This is a genomic window from Curtobacterium poinsettiae (assembly GCF_025677645.1).
GTDB lineage: Bacteria > Actinomycetota > Actinomycetes > Actinomycetales > Microbacteriaceae > Curtobacterium > Curtobacterium poinsettiae_A.
Genome location: NZ_CP106879.1, coordinates 736,624 through 762,714, shown reverse-complemented (window position 1 = coordinate 762,714; position 26,091 = coordinate 736,624). Strand labels below are relative to the sequence as shown.

The 26,091-nt window shown below is 69.0% G+C and carries 26 protein-coding genes and 1 tRNA gene; 14 read left to right on the top strand and 13 right to left on the bottom strand.

The window, feature by feature from the left end:
• Nucleotides 1–17: 17 nt before the first annotated feature.
• The 8 genes from atzF (at nt 18) to OE229_RS03760 (ending at nt 6,165) form a co-directional block, all read left to right on the top strand.
• The gene (atzF, locus tag OE229_RS03795; protein ID WP_262139802.1) at nt 18–1,772 is read left to right on the top strand and encodes an allophanate hydrolase; all 1,755 of its coding nucleotides are present in this window, start codon (nt 18–20) and stop codon (nt 1,770–1,772) included.
• A gap of 26 nt (nt 1,773–1,798) precedes the next feature.
• Nucleotides 1,799–2,491, top strand: a complete 693-nt coding sequence (locus OE229_RS03790; protein WP_182064295.1) for a TetR/AcrR family transcriptional regulator — start codon at nt 1,799–1,801, stop codon at nt 2,489–2,491.
• Nucleotides 2,492–2,521: 30 nt separating this feature from the next.
• Entirely contained in the window at nt 2,522–3,115 is a 594-nt protein-coding gene (locus OE229_RS03785; protein WP_182064294.1) for a biotin transporter BioY, read from the top strand.
• A gap of 85 nt (nt 3,116–3,200) precedes the next feature.
• A complete protein-coding gene (locus OE229_RS03780; RefSeq protein WP_262139800.1) occupies nt 3,201–3,782 on the top strand; it encodes a hypothetical protein in 582 nt (193 codons plus the stop codon).
• Complete coding sequence (locus OE229_RS03775) at nt 3,779–4,309, top strand: DUF6611 family protein (RefSeq protein WP_262139799.1); 531 nt, start codon at nt 3,779–3,781, stop codon at nt 4,307–4,309. Before OE229_RS03780 ends, OE229_RS03775 begins: the two co-directional genes overlap by 4 nt.
• 49 nt (nt 4,310–4,358) lie before the next feature.
• Complete coding sequence (locus OE229_RS03770; RefSeq protein WP_209132731.1) at nt 4,359–4,700, top strand: hypothetical protein; 342 nt, start codon at nt 4,359–4,361, stop codon at nt 4,698–4,700.
• 104 nt (nt 4,701–4,804) lie between these two features.
• The gene (locus OE229_RS03765; protein WP_259578444.1) at nt 4,805–5,425 is read left to right on the top strand and encodes a TetR/AcrR family transcriptional regulator; all 621 of its coding nucleotides are present in this window, start codon (nt 4,805–4,807) and stop codon (nt 5,423–5,425) included.
• Between the two features lie 26 nt (nt 5,426–5,451).
• Complete coding sequence (locus OE229_RS03760; protein WP_262139797.1) at nt 5,452–6,165, top strand: NADPH-dependent F420 reductase; 714 nt, start codon at nt 5,452–5,454, stop codon at nt 6,163–6,165.
• An 81-nt stretch (nt 6,166–6,246) separates the two neighbouring features.
• On the opposite strand, the gene OE229_RS03755 is transcribed toward OE229_RS03760, so the two are convergent.
• Entirely contained in the window at nt 6,247–7,632 is a 1,386-nt protein-coding gene (locus OE229_RS03755; protein WP_262140080.1) for an MFS transporter, read from the bottom strand.
• 214 nt (nt 7,633–7,846) lie between these two features.
• On the opposite strand from OE229_RS03755, the gene OE229_RS03750 reads away from it, so the two are divergent.
• Complete coding sequence (locus OE229_RS03750; RefSeq protein WP_262139795.1) at nt 7,847–8,731, top strand: helix-turn-helix domain-containing protein; 885 nt, start codon at nt 7,847–7,849, stop codon at nt 8,729–8,731.
• Between the two features lie 49 nt (nt 8,732–8,780).
• Here OE229_RS03750 and OE229_RS03745 read toward each other — a convergent pair whose 3' ends face one another.
• The 6 genes from OE229_RS03745 to OE229_RS03720 form a co-directional block, all read right to left on the bottom strand.
• Nucleotides 8,781–9,956, bottom strand: a complete 1,176-nt coding sequence (locus OE229_RS03745) for an acyltransferase family protein (RefSeq protein WP_263345024.1) — start codon at nt 9,954–9,956, stop codon at nt 8,781–8,783.
• The gene (locus tag OE229_RS03740; RefSeq protein ID WP_262139792.1) at nt 9,953–11,683 is read right to left on the bottom strand and encodes an FAD-dependent oxidoreductase; all 1,731 of its coding nucleotides are present in this window, start codon (nt 11,681–11,683) and stop codon (nt 9,953–9,955) included. The genes OE229_RS03745 and OE229_RS03740 overlap by 4 nt, the downstream gene beginning before the upstream one ends.
• 3 nt (nt 11,684–11,686) lie before the next feature.
• Nucleotides 11,687–12,949: an FG-GAP repeat domain-containing protein gene (locus OE229_RS03735; RefSeq protein WP_262139790.1), complete on the bottom strand. Its 1,263-nt coding sequence runs from the start codon at nt 12,947–12,949 to the stop codon at nt 11,687–11,689.
• 16 nt (nt 12,950–12,965) lie between these two features.
• The gene (locus OE229_RS03730; protein ID WP_017887642.1) at nt 12,966–14,165 is read right to left on the bottom strand and encodes an MFS transporter; all 1,200 of its coding nucleotides are present in this window, start codon (nt 14,163–14,165) and stop codon (nt 12,966–12,968) included.
• Nucleotides 14,166–14,185: 20 nt separating this feature from the next.
• Entirely contained in the window at nt 14,186–15,352 is a 1,167-nt protein-coding gene (gene wecB, locus OE229_RS03725; protein ID WP_262139788.1) for a non-hydrolyzing UDP-N-acetylglucosamine 2-epimerase, read from the bottom strand.
• Between the two features lie 83 nt (nt 15,353–15,435).
• Nucleotides 15,436–16,119 carry a hypothetical protein gene (locus OE229_RS03720; RefSeq protein ID WP_182064285.1) on the bottom strand — a complete coding sequence of 228 codons (684 nt, stop codon included), beginning with the start codon at nt 16,117–16,119 and terminating at the stop codon, nt 15,436–15,438.
• A gap of 436 nt (nt 16,120–16,555) precedes the next feature.
• Between OE229_RS03720 and OE229_RS03715 the strand changes: the two genes are divergently transcribed.
• Nucleotides 16,556–17,158, top strand: coding sequence for a hypothetical protein (locus tag OE229_RS03715; protein ID WP_209132725.1), 603 nt, complete (start codon nt 16,556–16,558; stop codon nt 17,156–17,158).
• On the opposite strand, the gene OE229_RS03710 is transcribed toward OE229_RS03715, so the two are convergent.
• Complete coding sequence (locus OE229_RS03710; protein WP_262139785.1) at nt 17,118–18,059, bottom strand: DMT family transporter; 942 nt, start codon at nt 18,057–18,059, stop codon at nt 17,118–17,120. The genes OE229_RS03715 and OE229_RS03710 overlap by 41 nt on opposite strands.
• Nucleotides 18,060–18,155: 96 nt before the next feature.
• Between OE229_RS03710 and OE229_RS03705 the strand changes: the two genes are divergently transcribed.
• Nucleotides 18,156–18,653 (top strand): MarR family winged helix-turn-helix transcriptional regulator, encoded by a 498-nt coding sequence (locus OE229_RS03705; RefSeq protein WP_259578452.1) that lies wholly within the window; start codon nt 18,156–18,158, stop codon nt 18,651–18,653.
• 50 nt (nt 18,654–18,703) lie between these two features.
• On the opposite strand, the gene OE229_RS18050 is transcribed toward OE229_RS03705, so the two are convergent.
• The 4 genes from OE229_RS18050 to OE229_RS03680 all read right to left on the bottom strand — a co-directional run bounded on the left by OE229_RS18050 (nt 18,704) and on the right by OE229_RS03680 (nt 23,488).
• Nucleotides 18,704–20,407 carry an acid phosphatase gene (locus OE229_RS18050; protein WP_315973847.1) on the bottom strand — a complete coding sequence of 568 codons (1,704 nt, stop codon included), beginning with the start codon at nt 20,405–20,407 and terminating at the stop codon, nt 18,704–18,706.
• An 823-nt stretch (nt 20,408–21,230) separates the two neighbouring features.
• Nucleotides 21,231–21,698 (bottom strand): hypothetical protein, encoded by a 468-nt coding sequence (locus OE229_RS03690; protein WP_259578454.1) that lies wholly within the window; start codon nt 21,696–21,698, stop codon nt 21,231–21,233.
• A gap of 75 nt (nt 21,699–21,773) precedes the next feature.
• Nucleotides 21,774–23,186: a hypothetical protein gene (locus tag OE229_RS03685; RefSeq protein ID WP_262139784.1), complete on the bottom strand. Its 1,413-nt coding sequence runs from the start codon at nt 23,184–23,186 to the stop codon at nt 21,774–21,776.
• Nucleotides 23,186–23,488: a hypothetical protein gene (locus OE229_RS03680; RefSeq protein WP_259578456.1), complete on the bottom strand. Its 303-nt coding sequence runs from the start codon at nt 23,486–23,488 to the stop codon at nt 23,186–23,188. Before OE229_RS03680 ends, OE229_RS03685 begins: the two co-directional genes overlap by 1 nt.
• A gap of 334 nt (nt 23,489–23,822) precedes the next feature.
• On the opposite strand from OE229_RS03680, the gene OE229_RS03675 reads away from it, so the two are divergent.
• Together OE229_RS03675 and OE229_RS03670 are read left to right on the top strand one after the other, a co-directional pair.
• Nucleotides 23,823–24,017 carry a hypothetical protein gene (locus OE229_RS03675; protein ID WP_262139782.1) on the top strand — a complete coding sequence of 65 codons (195 nt, stop codon included), beginning with the start codon at nt 23,823–23,825 and terminating at the stop codon, nt 24,015–24,017.
• A 275-nt stretch (nt 24,018–24,292) separates the two neighbouring features.
• Nucleotides 24,293–24,556, top strand: a complete 264-nt coding sequence (locus OE229_RS03670; RefSeq protein WP_262139780.1) for a hypothetical protein — start codon at nt 24,293–24,295, stop codon at nt 24,554–24,556.
• A gap of 289 nt (nt 24,557–24,845) precedes the next feature.
• Here OE229_RS03670 and OE229_RS03665 read toward each other — a convergent pair.
• Nucleotides 24,846–24,935 (bottom strand) — tRNA-Ser (locus tag OE229_RS03665).
• A 144-nt stretch (nt 24,936–25,079) separates the two neighbouring features.
• Here OE229_RS03665 and OE229_RS03660 point away from each other — a divergent pair.
• Complete coding sequence (locus OE229_RS03660) at nt 25,080–26,087, top strand: SGNH/GDSL hydrolase family protein (RefSeq protein ID WP_262139778.1); 1,008 nt, start codon at nt 25,080–25,082, stop codon at nt 26,085–26,087.
• The last annotated feature ends 4 nt before the right edge of the window (nt 26,088–26,091 follow it).

The following is a 26,091-nucleotide window of genomic DNA, read 5'->3' as shown; positions in this document are numbered from 1 at the left end:
ACGGGAGCGTGAGCGGCGTGGCGAGCACCGTGGCGAGCGCCGCCGCCGCCACCGCGGCCGCCACGACGTCCGCCGCGACCCGCGTCCGCGACGCCTTCGCCCGCATCGACGCCGTCGACCGCCCGGAGGTCTGGATCACCCTGCGCGACCGTGCCGACGTGCTGGCCGAGGCCGAAGCCGTCGACCCGACGCTGCCCCTGGCCGGCCTGCTGTTCGCCGTGAAGGACAACATCGACGTCGCCGGCCTGCCCACCACCGCAGCCGCCCGCTCCTACGCCCACGACCCCGCCACCGACGCCACCGCCGTCGCCCGGCTCCGCGCCGCCGGCGCCGTCGTCGTCGGCAAGACGAACCTCGACCAGTTCGCCACCGGCCTGGTCGGCACCCGCTCGCCCTTCGGGGCGGTCCGGAACGCCTGGGACCCGACGCGGATCTCCGGCGGCTCGTCGAGCGGTTCCGCCACGGCGGTCGCCCTGGGCATCGTCGACTTCGCACTCGGCACCGACACCGCCGGGTCCGGCCGGGTGCCCGCCGCGCTCGGCAACCTGGTCGGGGTGAAGCCGACGAAGGGGCTCGTGCCGAACACCGGGGTCGTCCCCGCCTGTCGCTCGCAGGACTGCGTCACGGTGTTCGCCCGGTCGCTCGACCTGGCGCGCACGGCGGCGGAGCTGATGGCCGGTCCGGACGGCGTCGACCCGCTCGCGCGGCCCGACCTCGCCCTCGCCGACCTGCCCGCCGTCCCGCGCATCGCGGTGCCGCTGCCGTCGCAGCTCGAGGGGCTCGCGCCCGGCTGGGCCGAGGCGTTCGCCGCTGCCGTCGACCGGTTCCGTGCGCTCGGACACCAGGTGGTCGAGGTCGACATCGCACCCCTGCTCGACGCCGCGTCGCTGCTCTACGACGGCGCGTTCGTCGCGGAGCGGTACGCAGCAGTGGGCGCCCACATCGAGGCCCACCACGACGAGGTCGGTGCCGACCTCGACCCGTCGGTCGCCGCGATCGTGCTCGGTGGCGCACGACCGACCGCCGCGGAGCTCTTCGCCGACCAGGAACGGCTCGACGCGTTCGGGGCAGCGGGTCGCGCAGCACTCGAGGGCACCACGGCACTGCTCACGCCGACGACGACGTGGCACCCGACGCTCGAACAGGTCGCGGCCGACCCGATCGGCGCGAACAGCCGGATGGGTCGGTACACGAACTTCGCGAACCTGCTCGACATGGCGTCGCTCGCCGTGCCGGCAGGCTTCGTCGACGGCCTGCCGTTCGGCGTCATGCTCACCGGCCCGGCGTTCAGTGACCGGCGCCTGGCGGCGTTGGCGGCGGCGTTCGCCGCCCCGACCGTCGACCTGCTGGTCGTCGGGGCGCACCTGCGCGGTCAGCCGCTGAACGGGCAGCTGGTCGCGTCCGGCGGATCGTTCGTCCGGGAGGCCCGCACCGCGTCCGACTACCGGCTGTACGCCCTCGACACGGTGCCGCCCAAGCCCGGGTTGATCCGCGTGGGTCCGGTCGCGTCCGGCGCTGCTGCGCCGGGTTCGGGGTCGGACTCGGGTTCGGGCTCGGGTTCGGGCTCGGGCATCGTCGGGGAGGTCTGGCGCCTGCCCGCCGCCGGCTTCGGCACCTTCGTCGCGGCTCTGCCGGCACCGATGGCGATCGGCACCGTGTCGCTCGACGACGGCACCGAGGTCACCGGGTTCCTGGTCGAGCCGTTCGCGGTCCAGGGGGCCGAGGACATCACCCACCACGGCGGTTGGCGCGCGTACCGGGAGCAGTCGTGACGGACACCGGCTGTCAGGATGGGGGCATGTCCCCCGACGACCGGCCCGTGCGCCCCGGCCGACCGCGGGTCGTGCCGAACGCCGACTCCGCGCTGAGCCCGCGCGACCAGATCCTCGACGCCGCCGCCGCGCTGTTCGTCGAGAACGGCATCAGCGCGACCTCGACCCGGGCGATCGCCGAACGGGTCGGGATCCGGCAGGCCTCGCTGTACTACCACTTCGCCGGCAAGGACGACATGCTCGTCGAGCTGCTCACGACCTCGGTGCGCCCGAGCCTCGAGCTGGTGCGCGGGCTCGAGCAGCTCGTGCCGGAGTCGGCCTCGGCAGCCGGTGCCCTCGCCGCGCTGGTCGTCGCCGACGTGGACACCCTCGCCCGCACGCCGCACAACATCGGCACGCTGTACCTGCTGCCCGAGGTGCAGGGCGAGCGCTACGACGGGTTCCGGGCGGAGCGGGTCGAACTGCAGGAGGCCTACGGGCGCCTCGGCTCGCGCGCTGCCACCCCGGACGTCGCCGCCGGTGTCGCGCCGTCGCGTCTCGGTGCGGTGCTCATCCAGATCACCGAGACCGTCATCCAGCTCCGCCGTTCCGGCCCCGTGCAGGACGCCGACCGGGACGCCCTCGTCGCGACCTGCCTGCGCGCGTGCGGCCTCGACACCGCCGCCGTGGCCGAGGCCCGGCGCGACGCCGAGTCCCTGCTGGCCGCCGTCGCGGTCTGACCCTCCCTCTCCCCTCTGCAAGGAGTCACCATGACCACGATCACCCCCGCCGCACACCGTCCGCTCGCCGACGCGCTGCTCCCCCGCACCGCCGTCGTCAGCACCGCCCTGGTCCTCGGCGGCGCGCTGCTGACCGCCGGTGCCGCGCAGGTGTCCGTGCCGATCTGGCCCGTCCCGATCACCGGGCAGACCCTGGCCGTGCTGCTCGTCGGCAGTGCCCTCGGTGCCCGTCGCGGTGCCCTGTCGATGCTCGTCTACGCGCTGCTCGGTGTCGTCGGGCTGCCGGTCTTCGCGGACGGTTCGGCCGGGGTCGGCGTGCTCGTCGGCCCCTCCGGCGGGTACATCGTCGGCTTCGTCGCTGCCGCGGCCCTGGTCGGCTGGGTCGCCGAACGCTTCGGCGACCGCCCGCTGCGGAACGCGCTGCTGTCCTTCGCCCTCGGCACCGTCGTCACCTTCGTCACCGGGATGGCCTGGCTCGCGGTGGCACTCGGCCTCGACCTGCAGCAGACCCTGCAGTACGGGCTGTACCCGTTCGTCCTCGGTGGTGTGGTGAAGACCCTGATCGGCGCCGGCGTGATCTCGCTCGGGTGGACCGCAGCCCTGCGCTCGGCCACCCGCCGGTGAGCGCTCCGTCAGGACTCCGGCGCCGGCCGTAGGGGTTCCGTCAGGAGGCCTTCCGCGCTGTTCGAGCCCGCGAGAGCGTGTGGTCGTGACACTGACTGCGATCATGCCGACGCTCCGCGCGTCGCTCCCCGATCCGATGGACCCGTTCCTCTGGCCGGCACACACCGTCGCGACCACCGACGACCTGCTGGTCTCGGCGATCTCGATGGTCCGGCTCGCCGACCTCACCGGCACCCCGACCGTGCACACCGCCGAGCAGTCCCCGCCCCGGTACCGCCCGCGCGGCTGGGCACCTCGCGACGTGAGCGTCGCCGTCGCGGCGGTCACCCGTGTGCGGCGACCGCGCACCGGGGTGGTGCTCCTGGAACTCGACGCGGTCCTGCCGACCTGCGCCGTGCTCGACCAGGTGCGCCTGATCGGACGCCGGAGCACCGCTCCCCTCTCCCCGATGTACGTCGTCACCCGCTGTGACGGTCAGGCCGACGGTCCGTTCCACCGCCTCCCGGCTCCGTTGCCCGCCGACGTCCGCGAAGGCGACCTGGTCTGCTTCCCGTGCCTGGCGACCGTCCGGCACCGCGACGTCGTCGAGCCGGTCCGGGCGGAACTCGCGCCGGTCCGCGCCGACCGCACGCCGGTGCGCGCGGAACCCGCCCCGGTCGATCGATGACCACGGCGCTGCCGGTCCGCACCCGGCTGCTCGACGGCACCCACCTGTGGGGCCGGTACACGGTCCGGCCCGTCGGGCGGACCCTGTGGAGCTCGCGGACCCTCGTCGTGTTCCCGCCCGGCGCGAACGCCGGCGAGCGCCTGCTGCTGCGTGCCTGGCACGTCTGGCCGGCCGTCGGGGCGGTCGTCGCCCTCGCCGCACTGGTACTCGCCGTCTCGGCCCCCGCCGTCGGCACGACCACCGCGCTGCTCGTCTACGGCGGCGGCTTCGCGGTCCTCGCCCGCGCCACCCGCGCGCTGCGACCACGGGTGCGGTCCGTCACCGTGACGACGTTCCTGGGCGACGGCCGCCGCGAGGTCCACGGCGACGAACGCCTGCTCACCGGCTCCCTGGACGCGCTGTCGATCCTGGAGCAGGCGCTCCGAGCCGACCGCATCCGGCCCGTCGACTTCGAGCTGATCTGGGGCGACGTGTGGAACGCCCTGGAGTCCCCGGAACCGGACCACCGCGCACAGCGGTCATCCTGAAGCCGGTTCCCGCGCCGCGCGTTTGTATGGGTCCGGGAAGGAGTCCGCGATGAAGCACATCCACTACGACGCCACCACGATCCTGGTCGGTGACGACGTCGCCGACGCCGTGATCGAGTACGCCGCGGCCCTCGCCGGGGGTGACCGGGCCGACACCGTGGAGGTGCCGGCCGTCGCCGACGACGGGACGATGACCACCACGAAGATCCTGATCGGACCCGCGAGCGAGATCGTCATCGAGGACGCGGACGAGGACGAGCTGGAGCTCGACGACGGGGACTTCGTCGCGCGGCTGCGGGCGGCTGCCAAGACCTTCGGGCACAGCGAGCCGATCCACGCGAACTCGCGGGACGACCTGGCGGACGCGGCGGAGGCTGCCGAGGAGTCCTGACGCCTGGGCGTCGCGCTGGAGCGTCGAACCGGAGCGCGTCTCCTGTACCCGGGTGATCCCGGAGAGCTTCTCCGTTTCTCGACGCCACAGCCTGGAGGCCCGCCATGCCCGAGCAGACCGCTCCCGCCGGGCGCGCGCCGCGTTCACTGCACTCCCCGCGTCCCGCGCGCGCCGACGCGCTGCGGAACCGGGACCACATTCTGCGGGTCGCCGAGCGCGCGTTCGCCGAGCACGGCGTGACCGGCTCGCTCGACGCGATCGCCAAGCAGGCCGGCGTCGGCGCCGGCACCCTGTACCGGCACTTCCCCACACGTGAGGCCCTGCTCGCCGAGCTCCTCGCCGCGCGCGACGAACACCTGGTGGCCCGTCGCGAAGCGCTGCGCGTTGGCTCCGCGGACACCGGCGACGCCCTGCACGGCTGGCTCGACGCGGTCACCGAGTGGGCCGGCACGTTCGACGGGCTGCCCGAACCACTCCGCGCCGCCGCCTCGTCCGACTCGTCGCCGCTCGCCCTGACGTGCCAGGGGTTCATCACCACCACGGACGAGTTCCTCCGCGCCGCCCAGCGTTCCGGCCGTGCGCGCGCCGACGTCCGCGCGCGGGACCTGTTCCTCGCCGCGTTGGCGACCAGCTGGGTCCGGGGTGCCGCGCTGGCCGACGACTCGTCGTACGCCGCGCTCTCCGCCCTGTCGCGGCGCGGCTGGGAAGCCCCGATCCTCCCTTGACATCCACCTCTCTGGAAGGGCACCACATGAACCGCATCGGCATCATCGGCAGCGGCGCCATCGGCACCGCGATCGCACGCCTGGCCGTCGCCGCCGACCTCGACGTCCTCATCGCGAACTCGCGCGGCCCCGAGTCGTTGCAGGACCTCGTCGCCGAGCTCGGCCCGCGCGCCACAGCCGGCACCGTGCGTCAGGCCGTCGAGTTCGGCGACGTGCCCGTCCTCGCGATCCCGCTCACCGCCTACCCGGCACTCGCCCCCGACCTCGACGCCTTCGCCGGGCGGACCGTGCTGTCGACGGGCAACTACTACCCCGGGCGCGACGGCCGGATCGAGCAGCTCGACAGCCTCGCGACGACCACGGCGGAGTACGAGCAGACGCTCCTGCCCGGCACGCGGATGGTCAAGGCGTTCAACAACATCGTCGCGCACCACATCCCGAACCTCGCCGGCTCCACGCCTCGCACGGCACTGCCGATCGCGGGCGACGACGAGCAGGCCAAGGCTGTGGTCGCCGAGCACGTGCAGCTGCTCGGGTTCGACACCGTGGACGCCGGGACCCTGGCCGAGTCGTGGCGCTTCGAGCCGGAGTCCGGGGCGTACACGGGGATCTACGCGGCGAGTGCCGAGGGGTTCGCGGCGGACTACCTGGCGGATCCGGGAGCGCCGTTGCCCGCGGAGCGGCTGCGGGAGCTGCTGACCGTGTCGTACCGGGCGGATGTGGCGAACCGGCAGTTCTGAGTCGTCACCGCTGCGCCCGACCGCGTGCAGCGGCCTCGCGCACAGGGGGTGTACGCGAGGCCGTCCGCCTGCCTGATCCCATCAGGCGGTCTTGACACGCCCCCGGAGGAAGAGCGCGACGGCGATGGCGGCGGCGATGCAGATCCCGCCGTTCACCCAGATCGCAGTCGTGACGCCGGTCAGCACGGCCTCGGCCTGCGGCGCGGTGCTCGCGAGGGCCACCGCCGTGAAGACGGCGCTCATGATCGGGGTGCCCATCGTGATGCCGACCTGCTGACTCATGGTCGTGAGCCCCGTCGCCATGCCCTGCTCGCCTTCCGGGAGCCCGGACGTCGCGGTGACCATGAACCCGACGATGACGACGAGGTTCGCGACTCCTCCGACGAACGTGGCCGCGAGGACCAGCCAGATCGACGATGCGTCGTCGGAGATCAGCACGAGCGTGAGCGTCGCGATCCCCTGGACGACGAAGCCCCCGACGATGGCCGCCTTGTTCCCGAAGCGGCCGATGACCCGCGGACCGACGAGACCACCGAGGACCGTCCCGATGCCGAGCACGGCGAAGGACAGCCCCGCTGCCAGTGGCGTGTACCCGAGCACCTTCTGCAGGTACAGCGTCAGCAGGAAGACCAACGAGGTCTCGGTGACGAACGCGAGCATCCCGGCGATGTTGCCCCAGGACACGCTGGAGCGCCGGAGGACACCGAGCGGCACCAAGGGGAACGACGCACGCCGTTCGATGAACGCGAAGGCGATGAGCAGCACCACTGCGGCGGCGAACGACACGATCACGACCGGGTCGATCCAGGACGTCTCAGCAGCGGTGGTCAGCCCGAACACCAGGGCGAGCAGGCCGAGCGTGACCGTGATGGCGCCCGGGACGTCGAGGCGCGTCCGCTGGGCGGCTCGACTGTCCTGCAGCACCATCGGTGCCACGACGAGCACCGCGACCGCGACCGGGACGTTGATCAGGAACGCCCATCGCCAGGACAGCAGGTCGGTGAGCAGCCCGCCGAGGATCGCGCCGGTGGTGAACCCGGCGGCCATCAGCGAGCCGTTCAACCCGAGCGCCTTGTCCCGGGCGGCGCCTTCGGGGAAGGCGCTGAGCAGGAGCGCGAGGGCAGCGGGAACGACGATCGCGGTGGCGAAGCCCTGTGCGACTCGGGCGACGAGCAGGAGTTCCGGAGTCGTCGCGAGTCCGCCCGCCAACGAGCCCGCGCCGAGCAGCACCATCCCGATCAGGAACATGCGGCGACGACCTGCGATGTCGGCCACTCGACCCATCAGGAGGGTGAAGCCGGCGGCGCACAGTGCGAACGCCGTCGCGATCCACTGCAGGTTCTCGATCGCGAACCCCACGTCGGCCCCGATGGTCGGCAGTGCGACGTTGAGGATCGAGAAATCGACGGCGAGTGTGAAGCTCGCGGTGAGGAGCACGGTCAGTGCGACCCGCTGCTTCGTCGTCATCGCCCTGCCGTCGCCCGTCGTCGACGTGGTTGACGTGACGTCCGTTGCGTGTTCAGTGGTCACGGTGGCCTCTCTTCGTGCCCGGTGGATCAGGTTCGCCAGGGTTCTGACGTGTTCCAACCATCGCCACCACCCGGTCCACCAGCCACACCCCGCCGTGCCTGTCACTGACAGTGACAGGACAGATCGGTCTATCCGGCAGCAGAATGAGCAGATGAACGGTCCGAACGAACTGGGGAACTTCCTTCGCGTCCGTCGCGCCGCCCTGCAGCCCGAAGACGTCGGGCTGCAGGGCTACGGTGTGCGCCGGGTTCCGGGACTCCGCCGCGAGGAGCTCGCCATGCTCGCCGGTGTCAGCCCGACCTACTACTCGAGGCTCGAGCAGGGTCTGAGCACGAACGCGTCCGAGGCGGTGATCGCTTCGATCGCCCGTGCACTCAACCTGAATGCCGACGAGCGTGCACACCTCTTCAACCTTGCGCGTCCCGAGCACTCGACGCCGAAACGGCGATCTGCCGCGAAGCCGGACCACGCCCGGGCGGGCACCGTCCGGCTGATCACGTCGCTGGCATCGACGCCGGCGGTCATCATCGGCAAACGCAGTGAAGTACTCGGCTGGAACGGCCTCGGGCACCGCCTGGTCGCCGGGCACCTCGACTTCGAGAGCCCCGAGCGGATGGGCGAGCGGCCGAACATGACGCGCATGCTCTTCCTCGATGCCCACACCCGCGAGCTGTACACGCGGTGGCAGGAAGAAGCTGTCCGGGCGGTGTCGTCCCTCCGGGTCCTCGGCGGGAAGAGCCCCGAAGACACGCAGCTGACCGCGCTCGTCGGCGAATTGACCGTGAAGAGCCCGGAGTTCGGCACGCTGTGGGCGAAGCACCCCGTGGAGAACTGCGTGTCCGGCCTGAAGTCGTTCCGCCATCCGGAGGTCGGCGACTTCGACCTCAACTTCGAAGTGCTCACACCGCCGGACGACTCCGGCCACCGCGTCCTGATGTACACGCCGGACGCCGGATCAGCTGCAGCCGGTGCGCTCGAGCTGCTCGGACGCGGAGTGGAGGAACGGGTCACGAACGCTGCTCCGGCTGTGCGCTGAGCGCGCAGCGAGAAGGCCCGACCCCGCTGGGGTCGGGCCTTCTCGCTGTTCACACCGTCGGCGTCGCCACTGCCGGCTCGGGCGCCGGGAGCAACTTCCGACGGGGCCGTGCGAACCGATCCATCATGGGTTTCTCGACGAGCGCGTAGAGCGCCCAGCCGCCGAGGATCGTCAGACCGAAGAACGCCGCGATGAGCAACAGCGCCACCGGCGTCGAGAAGGTCTCGTTCTGCATCATCTGGCGGACCCAGAAGATGACGACGCCCTGACACAGGTAGAACCCGAACGACGTGTCACCGAGCCACTGCATCGGCCGAGACCGCAGGAAGGTCGACCTACCGGCCGCGTCACCGCTGGCCGCCGTCGCGATGAGCATCGCGATGGGGACGATCGTCGCCACGTTGAACGTCCACACGAAGGGCACCACGTTGGCGAGCGCGTAGCCAGCGGCGCACGCGAGCAGTGCCTGCCACATGCGCACCGCGGGCCAGCGGTGCTCCATGACGATACGGGCGAGGAGCGATCCGAGGATGAACTCGAACAGGCGTGCCGGCGGGAAGATGTAGCCGAACCAGAACTGGAACGAGGACACGGGGGTGAGCGCGGATCTCGGGCTGTCCGGCACGACGGTCAGGTTGATGATCTGCACCAGGATCATCCCGACGACCATCATCGCCGCCCAGAACCACAACCGGTTCCCCGGGATCTTCCGCAGCCCGATGATGATGAGCGGGAAGAGCATGTAGAACAACAACTCGCTGCAGAGTGTCCAGGACGGTGGGTTCACGGCGACGTTCACGGCGCCGTCGGGCGAGTACGAGTTGAGCAGGAAGAAGTTCAGGACGACTGCGTGTGCGGGCGTGATCGAAGCGGCGAACAACACCATGGCGAGCACCCACATCACCAGGTGGTTCGGGAAGATCTTCACGAGTCGGCGCCGCCAGAAGGACGTCATCCGTTCACCGGGCTTCGCGGCCCACGCGAGCAGGAACCCGCTGAGGACGAAGAAGAACGAGACGCCGATGTAGCCCGTGGTGACGAAGATCCTCTCGGCGGTGTCCGCGACCCGCTCGTCCGCGAAGAGGTTGATCGGATCGTTCGGCGGTATCGGAGACGCGGACAGCGTGATGTGGAACCCGAAGACCAGCAGCGCAGCGAAGAAGCGCAGACCGGTGAGCGACGGCAGCTTCGGTGGCCGCTTCGTGGTGGGGGCGTCGATGGTCATCGGTTCCCGTCCTTCCTCGGCGGGAGCTCGACACCGAGCTTGTGCGTGAAGTGATTGGCGGGGTCCCATCGTCGCTTCGCGCGCTGCAGCCGCGGGTAGTTGCCCTTGTAGTACAAGGTCGACCACGGCACACCCGACCGGTTGCGCTTCGGATCCGCCATGTCGACGTCGGGGTAGTTGATGTAGCAACCGTCCATCTGATCGCCGGGAACCGGCGCACCACCGGTCTCCGGGAAGAGCCCCTCGAAGGTCTCCCGTTCCCAGCCGAGGTAGAAGGCGTCGTCTTTCTCGTCCTGCCAGAAGGTCTGCAGGCAGATCTTGAAGATCGTGTCGCGTTGCGCGTTCGCGGTGGCGTCCTCGGCGACGGCGTTCACTTGGCCCCCGAAGGAGAACACGACCATCATCGTGTCCGGGTTGGTGAAGTCGGTCCGCGTCATCTGTTTCCACATGACGCCGAGCTGTCGGTCCGTGAACCCCTTCTTGAAGTAGGCGCTCTTGTGCGCGCCACGACTGGTCGGGTTCGTGATGGTGGGATTGTTCGTGCCGACCGTCCGAGTTGCCTGCATCCATGAGATCTGCTTGGTCTCGTAGAAGTCCGGGAGCGCAGGGAGCTCACCGCTGGGAGCGGTCATCGGCTCCGAGCTGACATCGACGCCGGCGGTGATGGCAGCGATGAACCGATGCAGCACACCAGCGGCGTCCGGCGCATCCGCGTCGATCTGGGTGAACATCCCCAGGCTGCCGTGTGCCCGGTGGTTCAGGTTGAACAGGCTCGACAGGTTCGATTCCGGCGTGCCGGGGTCCTTGTACCGTTCGTGCCAGGTGTTCCAGTTGGTCATGAGCCGTCGGAAGGCGGTCTCGTCCACCTGGTCCCAGGGGAACGACAGCGCACTCACGAGCACGCGGGACGGTGCCTTCACGAGCAGGTCCGACGGGTTCGTCCCCGTCGCGCCGGGGGATCGGAACCAGTACTTCGTGACGATGCCGAAGTTCCCCCCACCACCGCCGGTGTGCGCCCACCAGAGGTCGCCGAGCGCCCCCTTGGACTCACGAGTGGCCACATGCGTCGAGACCGTGCCGTGCTCGTCGACGGTCACGACCTCGACCGCGTGGAGGTGATCGACCACCAGGCCGTGTGCACGGGTGAGCAGGCCGTACCCACCACCGGCGATGTGGCCGCCAGCGCCGACGCTGTAACAGATGCCTCCCGGGATCGTGACACCCCACCCCTTGAAGAGCTTCTCGTACACGTTCAGCAGCCGTGCACCGGGCTCGACGGCGAACGCGCGCATCGCGGGGTCGTAGTACACGTCCGTCATCGTGGAGAGGTCAAGGATGACCTCGACCTCCGGGTTGCACACGAAGTCGGCGAAGCAGTGGCCGCCGCTGCGGACGGAGAGCTTCTTGCCGGTGCGGACTGCCGATCGGACCGCACTCTCCGCGTCCTTCGCCGAACCGATGAGCCGGATGTAGTCGGGCCGAGCGACGAATCGGACGTTGTTGCCCGTCATCATGTCCAGGTACCGGGAATCACTCGCCGTGATCGTGGCTCCTGCCACCGTGCGCGCATCGTGGTTCGTCTCGGACGCCATCGCTCCGAGCGGGTTGCCGTTCTCGAGCGCCATCATCGCCCCGGCCGCGGCTGTGCCGGCAGAGCCGACCAGGAACCCCCGTCGGCCGACCCTGTTCTTCGGGGGAGGTACTTCGGTGCTGGTCTTCGCCTGCATGGTTCAGCCTTCCTGGGGCGTGCGGTTGCGGTGGAGGGTGATCTCGGCCTTCGGCGCGACGAAGTAGTGCGGCACCGAGTACGAGATGGTGGCGAAGTCGTCGATCCCGCGGCCTTCGAAGTCACCCGCGACGATGCGGGCGATGGATTCGCTGGACACCTTCCACTTCACGAACAGCCCCTTCTCCAAGTCGACTGCCTTGTAGTAGAAGGCGCCCTGCCAGGGATCCGGCCCGCGGAGGCCGATCAGGAACTCGTCGTCGCCGTCACCGTCGAAGTCACGACACATCACCGTGTGACCGGGGCCCTCACCGTTCTCGTTCGGGTCGCCGTAGATGTCGAGGAGGTGCCGCTGCCACGTCGACGCCGTGGCGTCGGCGGTGGTCCGCGTGTACACCGCGACGGTGTTGCCGTGGAACGGTTCGATCGCGGCGACGTATGCCAGGGGGTCGTCCCCGATCCGGCCCCCGTCGACGTCGCCGGAGCCCTTGAACGTCGTCTGCTCGAACTGGCTCGACTCACCGTCGCCGATGTGTTCCCAGGCGAACCGTCCGGTCACATCGTCGTAGTAGAGCCAAGTGACGCCTTCGTCGGACGCCATCAGGATGGTGTCCAGAGCGGAACCGGGGATGAGACCGGGTTTGCTGGCGACGCCGTGGATCATCCGGAAATCGGTGCGGCTGATCACTTCGGCGTCCCATTCCGCAGTGGGGTCGTCGGGTTGGGTGAACAACATCACCGGGAGGACCGCGTGCACGTCCTCGACCGCGACGATCGGGAACCCGATGATCTGGACGCGGTCGGTCCGGGAGAAGTGCCCGACACGGAGGCGATGCATGCCGGTCGCCCGGCCGACGTAGTGTCGCTTCCAGTTCTCGGTGGCCGTGGCCGGGTCACCGGGGTTCTCCAGCCAGTCGATCTTGCCGCCGCCGCCGTCGGCGTGGTGGATGGTTCCGCCCGGACCGTACAGCTGGTAGCAGACGACCAGGTCGGGCAGCCCGTTGCCGGTGATGTCGCCCGTGTCGGCACCGACCGGTTCCTTGATCCGGTCGACGATGAGGTGCTTCTCCCACGTTGGGGACTTGTACCAGTAGATCTCCCCGACGGTCAGGCCGTAGCCGATGAGGTCGAGGTTGCCGTCGCCGTCGACGTCGGCTGCTTCGAGCCAGTAGCCGTCCCGGAGGAAGTCGGTGACGGTCTCCGAGTCGAACGACGGCGGGGTGAGCGCCAGGGCCGGCGACGCGGGGCGGAGTGCTTCGAGTGTCATGAGTGTGCCTTCCGGTTCAGGAGGGGATGGTGACGGGGCGTGGAGCCGCTGTGGGAGACGATGCGGAGCGGCGCCGATGCGCGCTCGCTGCCGCGATCATGAGGATGAGCGCCGTGGTGGCGAGCGCAGCGCCGACGATGATCGGCGACCGGTAGCCCAGACCAGCGGTGATCGTGAGACCGCCCAACCAGGCGCCGATGGCGTTCCCCGCGTTGAAGGCGGAGATGTTGACGCCCGATGCCAGGGTCGGGGCCGCAGAGGCGAACTCGAGGACGCGCATCTGCATCCCCGGTACGGACGCGAAGCCGACGGCACCGAGCAGGAAGAGTGCGAGGCCTGCTGCCCACGGTGTGCCCGCGACGATCGCGAAGCCGACGAGGACGACTATCAGTGCGCCGAGCAGCACGAGGAGCGTCCGGTCGAGCTGCACGTCCGCGGCGCGTCCGCCGACGATGTTGCCGACGAACAGTCCGCCACCGAACAGCACGAGCATCCACGGAACCGCTGCGTCAGGGAAACCAGCGACGTCGGTGAGGATCGGTGCGACGTAGGTGAACGTGCCGAACATCGCACCGAAGCCGAAGACCGTCACGAGGATCGACAGCCACACTTGCCCGTTGCGGAACGCCGAGAGCTCTCGGCGGAACTGTCCTGCCGGTCGCTGTTCCGCGGCCCGTGTCGGGATGAACGCCAGCAGGCCGAGGAGCGCGATGATGCCGATCGCCGTGATGGTCCAGAACGTCGACCGCCAGCCGTACGACTGTCCCAGGAACGTGCCGAGCGGAACCCCGAGCACGTTGGCGATCGTGAGTCCGAGGAACATGATCGAGATCGCTCGCGCCCGTCGGTCCGCCGGGACGAGCGAGGCGGCGAGCACCGAACCGATCCCGAAGAACGCGCCGTGGCACAGGGCCGCGATGATCCGGCCCACGAGCATCACTCCGAACCCGCTCGCCACGGCGGAGACGAGGTTGCCGACGATGAAGAGCACCATCAGGGTGCACAGCACCGTCTTCGGTCGCATCGACGCCGTGACCGCCGTGACGAAGACACCGCCGAATGCGACGCTGACGGCGTAGCCGGACACGAGGTACCCCGCCTGGGGGATGGACACGGCGAAGTCCGTCGCGACCTCGGGGAGCAATCCGAGGATGACGAACTCAGTCAGGCCGATGCCGAACCCACCGATCGCGAGCGCGACGAGACCGGCGGGCACCCTCGCCGTCGAAGGCGTGGTCATGCGAGCGAGGGCACCACGTCGGCGCCGGGGACGAAGGGCATGACGGCCGGCCCCATGCCGAAGTAGTTTGCGATGGCCGCGATGGTCCGGTCGGTCGCGCGTCCGTCACCGTACGGGTTGATCGCGTTCGACATCTCCGCGTAGGCCTCCGGGTCGTTCAGGAGGCGCTGCGCCTCAGCGACGATCTGGCCACGATGCCGGCTGACGAGGCGGGACGAGCCGGTGAGGATCGACTCGCTGCGTTCCGTGACCTCACGGAGCACGAGCGTCGGCTTCCCCAGGGCGGGGCCTTCTTCTTCAGCCCCCGAGCTGTCCGACAGGATGACGTCACTCCGACGGAGCAGTCGGCAGAACGACAGGTACGGCAGCGGGTCGACGAGGTCCACGTTGTCGATGCCCGACAGGACCGGGACCAGCACCGAGCGGACCTTCGGGTTCAGGTGCAACGGCACGACGATGCGGACGTCGTCGCGGGTCGCGATGTCCGCGAGGGCCTCAGCGATCTCGAGCATCGGCTGTCCGTGGCTCTCTCGGCGGTGCGTGGTCGCGAGGATGACGCGTCGGGGATCCGTGTCGAGGTCCTCGAGACGGGGGTCGCCGTAGGAGCGGAGGTTCTGCATCCCCCAGGCGAGAGCGTCGACGATGGTGTTGCCCGTGACCGTGATCGCGCTCTCTCGGATTCCTTCTCGGATGAGGTTCGCGTGGTTCCCCGGTGTCGGCGCGAGGTGGAGCGCGGCGATCTGACCGACGAGCTTGCGGTTCGCCTCCTCTGGGAACGGTGACGAGTTGTTCCCGGAGCGGAGACCCGCTTCGACGTGGATGACGGGGACCTGCGCGTGCAGTCCGGCGAGCGCGCCGGCGAGGGTCGTCGCGGTGTCTCCGTGCACGAGCACTGCGTCGAGGCCGTCGAGGTGGTTCCCCGAGCACAGACCTTCGAGGATCCGGTGCGTGACCTCGGACAGGCTCTGCCCGTCCTTCATGACCGCGAGGTCGACGTCCGGCGTGATGCCGAACTCGTCGAGCGTGCTGGTGAGCATCTCCCGGTGCTGACCGGTGGAGATGAGCACGGTGCGGAAACGCTCGTCGCCTCGGAGTGCGTGGATGAGCGGTGCGTACTTGACGGCTTCGGGGCGAGTGCCGAAGACGATGCCGATGGTCTTCATGGTGGAGCTCCTGCCTGGTTTCGGGGACGCCGGACGAACCGGTGACGAAGCGGTCGGCGTCGGTGGTGGTGGGCGGTGCTGGATCAGGCCGCGTGGAACTCGAGTGCGAGCCAGAGACAGTCCGAGTCGGCTCGGTACTGGTGCCACGGGTAGGTGAAGGTGCCCTCGACGTCGGCACAGAACGGGATCGGGTTCGTGGTGCCCGGACTCAGCATCTGGTCCTCGTACAGGGATCGATGGGTCTTCTCGTCGAACTTCTGCATTCGCCCGAGTCCGCTGATCTGTGTGTGCACTTCGATGAACGGATGGACGTTGTGGATGCCGCAGTCCGTGCCGGCCGGGCTGAACCACAGGTTCGCCTTTACCGTGAACCGTTCGGGCCGCGACGGAAGTGTCGGCTGGTGGAGCACCGTGCGCCGGTCGATGAGCACCGTTCCGATCACGGCTTGCGGCGACTTCAGCAGAACCGGCCCGCCCTCACCGTAGAAGTCGTGCCAGCCGATGGCGCGCGCACGCCGCTCCTGTTCATCCTCGGATGCCGCCGCGACGGCGAGGATGAGCTCGCCGGTGACGACCCCTTTGACGAGGATCGTCGAACTCAGCGGAGGAAGAGGAGCGAGCTGCGTCGTACCGGTGAATGCATCGGTCTGCGCCAGGTTCACGATCACTGTACGTTCGGTGATCGGAAAATCGACGGCATCCCGGATGAGCGCGACCGTCGCGAGTTCGCTGTCGAAGTTCAGTTTCTCGGCGATGGTGTTTTCCATGCTGACCCCCCTGAGTCATTTGATGCCAGGCAAGGGCGCTCCTGCCGAACCCCCACTCTGAACAGGAAAACTGCGGGATGAAGAAGCCGGTTGACTGACCGTGTGGCACTTCCTCGTCCCGCAGTGAGGCAATGACAGCAGTTGCTCAGCCAAAGCATCCACTCCCTGACAGTGACAGGCTGCTTCCGCGTTTCTCTTGACCCAGGTGAAATCTGCGCGCTAGGGACGCGCGCGTTGCACCGCCGTTCTCGCTGCACGACGAGCGCGACGTAACAAATCGATTTCCAGATGATGAAGATTGCCGGAATCTTGTTCCGCAGGATCAACACCGTGCGGCGCATCCTCATGGAGTCGCCTAACGTGAGCGAACCGATCGCAATTCTTTGGGGGAACCTTGCGGGGACGAAACCATCAGCTCCTCACCGCAGCGGCGGGCGTGGTCTGCATCGCAGTGGTCACCGTGCTGTCCGCATGTGCCGCGCCTGGGGCTGCCTCCGGGCCGGAGCCCGATGCGCTGAGCGCAGCGCGAGCGGAGACCATCCTCGACGCGAGTGCCGACCAGGCATGGCAGCTGGTCGAGTCACGCCATCCGGGGCTCGAGCGGCCGGCGGTCGACCGCGTCCGGACGGTCTCGCACGCCGACTGGGCCCCGACGCAGGAACGGTGCATGACCGCCGAGGGGTTCCCGCAGGCGAAGGCGATGCCCGACGCGAGCCTCGCCTCCGGACAAGTCCCGGCGGAACAGTCCGAGGCGTTCGCGGTCGCTGAGTACACGTGCGGGGCCGAGTACCCCATGGCCGCGAAGCACCAGACGGCTTTCAACGAGTCCCAGTTGGAGTGGCTCTACCGCTACTCCACGGGCGAGCTCACGGAGTGCCTGCAGGACCACGGCATCTCGGTGGAGCGCGGCCCGAGCGAGCAGGAGTTCGTCGACAGCGACGGGGCGTGGTCGCCGTACCGGTCGGTCGATCTGCCGCAGTCCCAGTACTACGAGCTCGTCACCGCCTGCCCGGAGATCCCGGACTCGATCTACGGCTGAGCGACTCGGGAGAAATCTCCCGAGACCCCGCTCGTCCGAGCTGCCCGCCCAGGGAACCGAGGAGCGCGACGACGAAGCCGACGATCTGCAGCGGCGACAGCGCCTGGCCGAGGACGACCCACCCGAGCACCGCAGCGGTCAACGGACTGAGGACGCCCAACAACGCGATCCGGGCCGACGGCAGAGCCCGTGCGCCTCGGAACCAGACGCTGTAGGCCAACGCCCCACCGACGAGCGTGAGCCAGGCGTACCCCGCGTACCCGGCGGCGGTCGGCTGCCACGGCCCGCTGTCGACGATCGGGATGAGCGGGGCGATCACCACGCCCCCGACGATGAGTTGCCATGCGGTCGAGGTCAGGGGGTGTGTGCCCTCCGGGGTGCCCCACCGACGAGTGAGCAGGAGCCCCAGTGCCATGGACACCGTCCCGAGTGCCGCCGCCCCGAGCCCGAGCACGTTGAACACCGCGCCTCCGCTGAGGGAGACGAGCGCGACGCCCACCAGGGCCACGACTCCCCACACCACGTGGGTGATCGCGGGCCGACCCCACCGCAGCGCCGAGGTCAGGGCCACGACGACGAGCGGCTGGAGCGCACCGACGATGGCCGCCAAGCCACCCGGCAACCGGTCGGCCGCGACGAACAGCAGCGGGAAGAAGCACCCGATGTTGAGCATCCCGAGCACGAACGTCCGGAGGCGCCAGCTCCGCGGTGGGACTCCCGGCCGGAGCGCGAGCAGCAGCAGGCCGGCGGGGAGCGCACGGAGGACACTCGCCGTCATCGGGTGATCGGCGGGCAGGAGCTCGGTGGTGACCACGTAGGTCGACCCCCACACGATCGGCGCCACTGCCGCGCTGAGCGTGAGGCCGGCCGTCGCCGACGTGGACAGCGAGCGATCGGTCACCGGAGCCTCGTTTCCTTCATGCTGAACTTCTCAATGTTGAGACATTATGGCCCCGGTATGCTCGCGTCAAACAGTTCAGCGTGAAGGAGTGGTCCGATGGAGGATGCCGTCGATCGAGTCCTGGCGCAGTGGGGCCGGGAACGACCAGACCTCGACGTCCGCGCGATGGCCGTCATCGGGCGCATCGGGCGCGCCGAAGCGATCCTCGACCGGAAGGTCGGTGCCGTCCTCGCTGAGCACGACCTGCTGCCGGGTGAGTTCGACCTCCTCGCGACCCTCCGACGTTCGGGATCACCACATCGGCTGGCCGTCGGACAGATGCTCGCCGCCACGATGGTGACCTCCGGGGCCGTCACGAACCGCTTGAACCGGCTCGTCGCGAAGGGCTACGTCACGCGGGAGACCGACCCCACCAACCGGCGGAGCGTGCTGGTCACGTTGACCGATCACGGGCGGACGGTGGTGGACGCGGCACTGGCCCGGCACGTCGAGAACGAACGGCAGCTCCTCGATGCGCTGAGCAGCGACGAGGAGCAGCAGTTGGCCGGGCTCCTCAGGAAGCTGCTGCTCGGCCTCGGTGACGGGGTGGCCTGAGCCCGGCCCCCGCGATCACCGCGCTCGGAGCCGACATGGCGCGCTCCGCCTCAGTCGGCGCCGTGGCCCCGGCTGTGCCCGTGGCCGTGCTTCGTCGCGTTGGCGTTGACGAGGTGCAGTTCGTTGCCGTGGCGCTCCAACACGGGCTTGTACCCGGCGGGCAGGCCGGCGACGCGGACCCTGCTGAAGCTCGAACCCTTCGCGATCCGGTCCGCCGTGATCAGGACCACGTCGTTCGCCACGGCCGTGCCCTTGGCGACGTGCACCCGCAGCGTCCCGCCGAACGACGCCGTGCCGGCGACGCGCATGGCGGGACGGGGCCCGGAGACGCTCAGCGACAGTGCGGCGTGCGAGCGCTGCGTCAGGTCGCCGCCGATCCGGATCACCTTCGTGCTGGCGTCGGCGAGCGTGCTGGAGACGGTCGTCACCGAGCCCGTGCCGAGCGCGGCAGCGGAGTCCGCGATCAGCGTCCCACCGCGGACGACGGTGCCGCCGGTGTAGCGGCTCGAGCCGGCGAGGGTGAGGGTGCCGGTCCCCCGCTTCGTCAACGACCCGGTTCCACCGATGGCGTTGCGCCAGGTGTCGGCGGCGTTCAGGCCCTTGTCGGCGGCGTCCATCGAGACCGTCACCGCACTGTCGAACGCTCCGTAGCCGGACGCTGCCGAGAAGAGGTCGAGTCGTCCCCACCCTTCCGCGTCGTCCAGCAGGGGGTAGCCGGACGGCAGCGCGGTCGTCCGGAGCACCTCTCGGATCTGGGCGTCGTTGAGGTACGGCAGGCGGGTCCGCAGGAGCGCTTCGGCCCCCTTCGGCACCGTGGCGGGGATCGTCTTCGTACCGCTCTGCGGGAACCCGTAGGTCAGACGCTTGCGGTAGTCCTTCTTGTCCGCTGCGTAGTCCGCGTACCGATCGACCGCGGTCGGGGTGGCGGCAGCGAGCACCTTCTCCGCCTGCTGGTGCGCCTGCTGCGCGAGCTGCGTGTTCGCAGGGTCGTTCAGGATCGCCGCTGCCAGCGCGGTCGACAGGACTCGTCCTCCCATGACGTCGAGCGGCGAGTGCATCCCGGCGACGATCCGACTGTTGCCGATCTCCGAGCCGTTGGTGAGGAGCTCGGTGTAGTTCTCCGGGTACGCGTACGCGAATGCCAGTGACGCCAGGTAGCCGGCGTTGGTGTGTCCGCTGGGGAACCCGCCGTCGGTGGCGGGCGTCGGGGACTTCTCGGGGACGAGCTGCGGCAGGACCTGCACGTCCTGGCTCTGCCGGTACGGCCGCGGGTACTGGTAGTACTTCTTCGCGTTGCTGGCAGAGGAGTAGTCGCCACGCAGCGTGTTCACCAGCTGGACGACGTCGCCGAGTTCCGAATCGGTGTCCGCCCACGAGCCCTTCGCGTTGCCCTGGTCGACGTACTGCTTCGTCGTGGCGTCCGCCGGGATCGCGTCGGGGATCGTGGTACCAGCGTTCGTCGCGGTCCGCACCGCGTCGGACAGATCGCCGAAGCCCGCGATGGCCGAGTAGTTCTGGTTCCGTCGGTCGATCAGGTACGCCTCGTGCCCCTGCGCATCCGTGCGCGTCTGCGTGATCCGCGCTGCCTGCGCGATGTTCGAGTCCAGGATGCGCTGCGCTGCAGCGCCGGTGGCGGCCCCGTTGTCCCACGACGATCCCGGGCGCCACAGGTTGCCGAACTGCGACAGCACCCCGGTCGCGGCGTTCGTCTCCGGCGTCGTGGCGGCAGGGGTGTTCGTCTTGTAGGTGTCCACGAAGTACCCGTAGGCCCCTGGACGCGGCGCGGTTCGCGATGTCGCCCCGGACGCTCCCGCCGGAGCGATCAAGGACACGGCGCACGCCACCGCCAGGACCCCCAGCACCGTGCGGGCCCGACGTCTCGGAACAGCGATCAGGAACCGGCGCATGGCGTTCTCTCCACTCGGGGCGTGGTCACGCGACTCGGTGACACAGAGCAGAAGCGTGGCGCAGGCTCGTGAACCGGAGGTGGCACCTGCGTGAACCACCGCCGTACTCGCTGCTGTCGCCCACCACGGAACCGCACCGGGTCCAACGCCGAGGAGCAGAAGAGCCTCAGATCCCCGTCTGGACGGGGATCTGAGGCTCTTCTGCGTGGGCGTCCGCCCGATCACGATGGGTTGCTGATCCTTGAACAGGGAACCCAGCGAGATCCGGTGTTCGGTTCTGTGTGCTGCCGCTTCCTGGGCGTTTTCCGCATCGCTTCCCAGAAGGATGACGTCACCACGTTCACACGCTTCGCCACCGAGATCACCCTTTCGGTGAGTGACTGAGGACCGTGGGTCCATCTCCACGCGCCCGCCGTTCTCGCGGGCATCGGGGATGGGAATCGGTGCGCTGGTCGACGATTACGGCCGCCCAGAGTTCAACTCGTCGAGTTCCCGCAGATGGCTTGCGGCTGCCTCGGGGCCGTCATTGGTGAGAAGCTCGAGCATGCAATCGGGGGTACGACCTCCGCTGGAACCTGCTGAGCTGAGATTCGACTCGACATCGGCTTGCTGAAAGAGGTGCTGCCAAGGTGACGGCCCTCGGCGCACCGGGCCGCACCCGCTTCGAAAGTCAGGAGAGGTCGAGGGGGCGGAGGACGTACCCGTCGGGAACGGTGCCGCGGTGCTCGTAGTAGTGGAAGAACAGTTCGGTGGCCTCGTCGGCGTCGAACACCTCGGCTGGGTGGCGTGCGTGTTCGGTGCCCGCAACGGTCACCGAGTCCGTCAGCAGCTCGTCGATGTCGTGGTCGCGGCCCACGATGAAGTGACGCATCTGCCGGCCGTCGGCGATCTGCAAGTCAACACCCATTCTTTCAGCGGTGCCGCCGGCCTGGAGGTAGTTCAGGTCGTACTCGCCTGCCTCGTAGTCAGGAGCGTCCGGCCATCCAGCGTCGTCCGGCAGCCACCAAATGGCATAGGCGAACCGGCCATCGCTCTGCCCGTCCAGCAAACCGAGCATCCGCCGGATCTGGTCCTTGATCGGTCGGAAGTCCGCCGTGAGCTGGGCTTCTCGCTCGCTGTTGGTGGTGTTGATGAACATGTGTGGTCTCCGCTGTTGTCACGTTCTGTATGCGCGGAAGTCGCTCAGCCCCGGGCCGCGCTGCCCGCAACCGGGTCAGGGTACTTTTTTGAGGATGACGGATGTGATCTTCACGAGCTTCCCGTCGATCGTGGCGTATGCCGGGTTCTCGTAGCTGACCAGACCATCAAAGGATCGCTGCTCGGCGTTGCGCGTCGCACCGCCACTCTTCACCTCGATCCCTGCCCACGTCCCGTCCGGCTTCTCCATCAGCCCGTCGAAGAACCGGCCGTTCGGGGCGCCATTAACTCGCGCTTTGACCTGGTCGGTGCGGTAGGGCAGGCCAGCGTCCTCAGCGACTTCCTCGACACCCTGTCGCTCCTTGGCCTTGACGTCTGCGTGAGCTTGCTTGTTCCCCTGGGACCGGTACGTACCGTCCTTGCTCCGCCCCGAGTGTTTCTCGTTCTGCTCTTTCTTCCAGGCGTCCACGTGATCGGTGCGGTTCGGCGTGAGCCGATCATCGGTCATCGCGTGCACGCCGAGCGGGATCCCGCCCGAGGCAGCCAGCCCCGCCCCTGCAGCCATCACCGCAGCACCGGCAACGTTCAACGGGACCCCAGCCACGGCCCCGACGCCGGTGAGGTCGAGGGCGACACCACCACCCTCGACCGCCGCCCCACCGGCCAGCAATGCCAGACCACTGAGAAGCTCGATGACTTCGTCTGGATGGTTCACCATTGCGTTCCCCATCGACGCAAAGATGTTCCCCGCCACTCCGGCAGCGTCCTGCACGTACGGCCAGGCAGCATCCGCTTCCGCGCCTAGAACAGCGCCGCCGATGCCGACCACTGCTTTCGTGGTGTTCCAGGCGTCCTCGAACCAATTGCCGCCGCCGGATGCGTCCTCCGAGGAGGTCGTAGATGCGAGGTGAACCGGGTGCGCGTTCACGGCCGATGGGGTGATGCCGTCGAGCTCAGAGGCGATGCTCGCGAGGGTCGTCGTGACGTTGTCATTGTGCGCCTGCGCCTGCCTGCGGAGCGCATACTCCTGCCCGACGAGTTCTGGGACCTGCCGCCAGTTCGTGACCACTGTGCCTATGGCGCCGAGAATGTTCCCCTTCTCGGCCTCCTTTGCGGCTTCGGCGGTGACCTGTCCAGGCGCGGAAGCGTGGAACTGCTCGATCTGATGCACGAGGACGTCGTGGTCGTGTTTGAGGTCCGCGATGCTGTTCGCCGCCCGGGAAGCGACTTGCGCGAACCCGTCCGCCGCAGCGCGAACCTGCTGCGCCTTCTCAACTGCGGGGTCCATCAGCGGCGTCAGCGCGGGCTGCAGTGCGTCGGAGGTGAACACGGCCGGAAGTCCCGACCAGGCGCGGGAGCCATTCGTCGCTGCGTCCAATATGCCGTCGGCTGCTTCTGTGAACCGTCGCGCAGCGGATCTGAGCCCATCGGCGTCGTCCGGGACGTCGGTGACGTCCTCCGCGGTCAGCGCGCCGGCGAGGATGCTCATCAGTCTAATCCGTGGGCCGATTCAGCCAGGCTGCTGTCTGTGGCGGTGATGGCATGGGCGGCGGTCGTCAAGGACGCGCTCAAGCTCGTCATCCGTTCACCGACATCATCGGTGCGGCCGTGAAAGCGGTCGGCAAGTCGTTGCAGCGCGCCGGTGAGCGGCGACGAGACCGCAGCGCCGACGGCGGCGGTGAGTGCGGCGTCAACCTCCGATGCGTGGTCGTCGCTCGTCGCGGCATGAACTTGCAACTCCCGTATGAGCCCCGACAGCCCGCCCTCGTCCAGTTTCAGCTCCCCAGCCATGACACCCCCTACTCCGCAGGACAGCGTGTTGCAGAGCCAACCATAGAACGATTCGTCCACTGAGGCGAGATTTGCAGTCCGAGATCTCCCGAGTGCGAGATCAACGGTGCGAACCCTGCCTCGAATCGGCCCTTCGACCCGGATCGAATGACGCCACGTATGAGTAGCTCAAGTCACGCCACCCCAGCGTTTGTTCGCCCTCGCCCCGTCACTGAAAGAAGTCGTCGGAGTAGGCCGACCGAGCCAGCAGCGAGTCCGCCAACAAGACGCTGCACAACCACGTCGCACCATACTCGAAGCCCCCGAACCGACCGATGCGCGGGCTCGCGGCCGCTTGCGCCTCGATCCCGACGTAACCGGCGCCGGCGACAAGGTCGGCGACCTCATCGGGTTCAGCGGCAACATTCACGACCCGGACGACGAACTGAAGGTCACGATGCTGCTGTCCGCGTGGGGCGTCCGGCCGGAGCCCGCCGGCTGGCGCGACGAGTGCAGGACGTGGGTCGTACCGGTGGTGCGGCGCGAGTAGGCCGGAGTAGCTGGCGAGGCGCTCCGCCCGCACGATTGCGCCGATGCCGGGTCTTGCCGCAAACCCGCGAGGGGCAGGACTGGCCAGATCAGTCTTGGACGCCGGTAGCGACCCGTCTTGTCCGAAACGCCGACAACGCACGTGCAGCAGCGGCAGAAGCTCCGCTACGGCAGCAAGGAATGGTTCGAGACATACCGGCTGACCGGAACAGTAGCGAGTCCTCCAACGACCTGCTGCAGAAAGACCACAACCTCGAGAACACGATGGCCCGACCCATGCACGGCCTCGCCGCGCAGCAGTTCGCGCTCGCGCTCTTCGCCGTCGCGTCGAACATGCGGCGCATCATCCAGTTCGAACACGACGCCCTCATGATGGAACAGCGCGTCGCTGCGGGCCGTGCACCGCAACCGAGGAAACAGTTCGACGAGTACCTCCTGCGTGCCCGCGACCGGAACAGCGAAACGCGGTACATGCGGAACCCGCCGCCCCGGAAGCTCGCGCCTTGGGAACCGTTAGAGCTACCGCCAGTGCCCGCATAGCGGGCTGAGCCGCACCGGCATCGCCGGCAGAACCAAACACGACCATCCGCACACCCCGACGCTTCGCCCTGCCCGAAAACGGGCCAGAAGCGTCCGGGGTGCTTCCGCGCGCCGGAAACAAGCGGCAAGCACCGCGAGAAGAACGCAGACGGCTTCGGGGCGCTCGGCGAGCGCCGAAAGCCGGTACCCAACGTCCACGAGAAACGAGAAGAGCCCCCGGCTTTCGCCGGGGGCTCTTCTGTTGGGTTAGACCTGCAAACGCTGGAGACCAGACCTGCAATCGACCCGATGGCGGTACCGGTGGGATTTGAACCCACGGTGGAGTTGCCCCCACACATGTTTTCGAGACATGATCCTTCGGCCGCTCGGACACGGTACCGGGAAAGAGTTTACACGATCCGGGAGGTCCGTGATGACACCCCGGGTCGGCTCGCCCTCCACAGGCGGTCACCTGCAGGGCTCTCCCCCACACCCACAGGTCCTCCTCGCTTCCGGCAAGACCGGCGGGCGTACCGTCCACGGCATGAGATCCCGCACGCTCATCGCACTCCTCACCTCCGTCATCGGCAGCCTCGGCGTCGTCGGTGCCGCAGCCGTCGGTGCCCGCGCCGGCGTGAAGGGCCAGCGGGCAGCGGCGCAACGCGTCGTCGACATGCTCCCGATCCACGCCGACTGGTGGCGCGAACGCCAGCAGCACGAGGGGCAGCTGCTCTACGTCGCGATCGGTGACTCGGCAGCGCAGGGCGTCGGTGCGACCGCACCCGGGCGTGGCTACGTGGGGCTGCTCGCGCGGCGCATCCGGCACCGTTCCCACATGTCGGTGCGGGTGGTGAACCTCAGCGTCTCCGGCTCGACCACGTGGGGCGCGAAGCGTGATCAGCTGCCGAAGCTCCGGCACTACGCGCCCGACGTCTGCACGGTGTCGATCGGGGCGAACGACATCGCCGACTTCGATCCGGACAAGTTCGAGCGGAACATCCGGGCGATCTACGGCGCGGTCCCCTCGCACGCCGTGGTGGCCGAGCTGCCGTGCATGTTCGTGCCGGACCGGGAGCGCAAGGTGGCGGTGGCGAACGAGATCGTGCACCGGGTGGCCGACGAGTTCGGGCTGACGGTGGCGCCGCTGCACACCATCACGAAGCGCGTCGGGGTCCGCCGGACCTTCTTCAACAGCTACGGCGACCTGTTCCACCCGAACGACCGCGGGTACGAGGTCTGGGCGAGCGCGTTCGAGCCGGCGGTCGACGCCCGGGTCGACACCGTGGCGGCGATCCGGCACTACCTGTCCGCGCGCGAGGCCGAGAACCTCGGTCGCGAAGCCGGGGCGGTGGCGAACGCCCGCGCCGAGCAGGACACCGACGGCGCCGAGGCACTCGACCACGCCTCGCGCCAGGGGCCGGGGCCGGTCGAGCGCCTCCGCCACCGCATGACGGGGTCGATCGCGCTGCCCGACGAACGAGACCAGTCGGACGAACCAAGCGGACCGGACGGGCCGGACGACCACGCCGGCGATGTCGGCCGTACGGCCTAGCCTC

What these genes read in the sequence shown, in the direction of transcription:
- OE229_RS03750 (WP_262139795.1), top strand. Translation starts at nt 7,847, where the DNA reads ATGAACGGTCCGAACGAACTGGGGAACTTCCTTCGCGTCCGTCGCGCC.
- OE229_RS03755 (WP_262140080.1), bottom strand. Translation starts at nt 7,632, where the DNA reads ATGACGACGAAGCAGCGGGTCGCACTGACCGTGCTCCTCACCGCGAGC.
- wecB (WP_262139788.1), bottom strand. Translation starts at nt 15,352, where the DNA reads ATGAAGACCATCGGCATCGTCTTCGGCACTCGCCCCGAAGCCGTCAAG.
- OE229_RS03685 (WP_262139784.1), bottom strand. Translation starts at nt 23,186, where the DNA reads ATGAGCATCCTCGCCGGCGCGCTGACCGCGGAGGACGTCACCGACGTC.
- OE229_RS03705 (WP_259578452.1), top strand. Translation starts at nt 18,156, where the DNA reads ATGGAGGATGCCGTCGATCGAGTCCTGGCGCAGTGGGGCCGGGAACGA.
- OE229_RS03775 (WP_262139799.1), top strand. Translation starts at nt 3,779, where the DNA reads ATGACCACGGCGCTGCCGGTCCGCACCCGGCTGCTCGACGGCACCCAC.
- OE229_RS03720 (WP_182064285.1), bottom strand. Translation starts at nt 16,119, where the DNA reads ATGGAAAACACCATCGCCGAGAAACTGAACTTCGACAGCGAACTCGCG.
- OE229_RS03740 (WP_262139792.1), bottom strand. Translation starts at nt 11,683, where the DNA reads ATGCAGGCGAAGACCAGCACCGAAGTACCTCCCCCGAAGAACAGGGTC.
- OE229_RS03690 (WP_259578454.1), bottom strand. Translation starts at nt 21,698, where the DNA reads ATGTTCATCAACACCACCAACAGCGAGCGAGAAGCCCAGCTCACGGCG.
- OE229_RS03660 (WP_262139778.1), top strand. Translation starts at nt 25,080, where the DNA reads ATGAGATCCCGCACGCTCATCGCACTCCTCACCTCCGTCATCGGCAGC.
- OE229_RS03735 (WP_262139790.1), bottom strand. Translation starts at nt 12,949, where the DNA reads ATGACACTCGAAGCACTCCGCCCCGCGTCGCCGGCCCTGGCGCTCACC.
- OE229_RS03790 (WP_182064295.1), top strand. Translation starts at nt 1,799, where the DNA reads ATGTCCCCCGACGACCGGCCCGTGCGCCCCGGCCGACCGCGGGTCGTG.
- OE229_RS03670 (WP_262139780.1), top strand. Translation starts at nt 24,293, where the DNA reads ATGCACGGCCTCGCCGCGCAGCAGTTCGCGCTCGCGCTCTTCGCCGTC.
- OE229_RS03765 (WP_259578444.1), top strand. Translation starts at nt 4,805, where the DNA reads ATGCCCGAGCAGACCGCTCCCGCCGGGCGCGCGCCGCGTTCACTGCAC.
- OE229_RS03770 (WP_209132731.1), top strand. Translation starts at nt 4,359, where the DNA reads ATGAAGCACATCCACTACGACGCCACCACGATCCTGGTCGGTGACGAC.
- OE229_RS03745 (WP_263345024.1), bottom strand. Translation starts at nt 9,956, where the DNA reads ATGACCATCGACGCCCCCACCACGAAGCGGCCACCGAAGCTGCCGTCG.
- OE229_RS03680 (WP_259578456.1), bottom strand. Translation starts at nt 23,488, where the DNA reads ATGGCTGGGGAGCTGAAACTGGACGAGGGCGGGCTGTCGGGGCTCATA.
- OE229_RS03760 (WP_262139797.1), top strand. Translation starts at nt 5,452, where the DNA reads ATGAACCGCATCGGCATCATCGGCAGCGGCGCCATCGGCACCGCGATC.
- OE229_RS03785 (WP_182064294.1), top strand. Translation starts at nt 2,522, where the DNA reads ATGACCACGATCACCCCCGCCGCACACCGTCCGCTCGCCGACGCGCTG.